The sequence below is a fragment of the Elizabethkingia argenteiflava genome (genome assembly GCF_009904105.1).
GTDB lineage: Bacteria > Bacteroidota > Bacteroidia > Flavobacteriales > Weeksellaceae > Elizabethkingia > Elizabethkingia argenteiflava.
This window is the reverse complement of the sequence record NZ_JAAABJ010000341.1, coordinates 1-497: the sequence shown is the minus strand read 5'-3', so window position 1 is coordinate 497 and position 497 is coordinate 1. Positions and strand designations below refer to the sequence as shown.

Below are 497 nucleotides of genomic sequence, written 5' to 3'. Positions count from 1 at the left end.
TCTGCAGGAGAAATCTCCATAGCATACATTTCCTGAACATAATCCCCCATTGCTCGGGTACTCACTCCCATAGCGTACATCGATAAGATAGTACCTTCCAGCTCATCGGTAATGATTAGCTGGCGTTGGGGACAATCTTAGGTTCAAAAGTACCCAGGCGGTCACGACCAGTTTCTAACTCAAATGAGCCAGCACTTAGACTACGCACAGTCTTCTTCGTTTTACCGTTCTTACGGTTAATCTGCTCTTAAGTTTATCCTGAGCAAGGTGGTATTCAAGCTCACCGGACATCATAGATTCCAGAAAGTGCTTCACCATGGGAGCCAGAACCCCATCGGTGCCAGTCATTTTTTTTCCAGAATAAAGACCCGCAATAGCCTCATTCTTAAAAGACTCAAAGTCAAATTCTTCTTGTGCCATAAGATATTATATTTAAAGATAATGTGTATGACACAGTTCGAGATACAACCTCAGGCTTGGATTTTTATAATCTGAGC

The 497-nt window shown here is 42.7% G+C and carries 2 protein-coding genes; both read right to left on the bottom strand.

The features are described 5' to 3' along the window. Positions 1-71, bottom strand: a 71-nt coding sequence (locus GNY06_RS14045; RefSeq protein WP_244614356.1) for a hypothetical protein, incomplete at its 3' end; no start/stop codon positions are given. Positions 72-195: 124 nt separating this feature from the next. Next, entirely contained in the window at positions 196-420 is a 225-nt protein-coding gene (locus tag GNY06_RS03910) for a hypothetical protein (RefSeq protein WP_166518894.1), read from the bottom strand. Positions 421-497 lie beyond the last annotated feature (77 nt).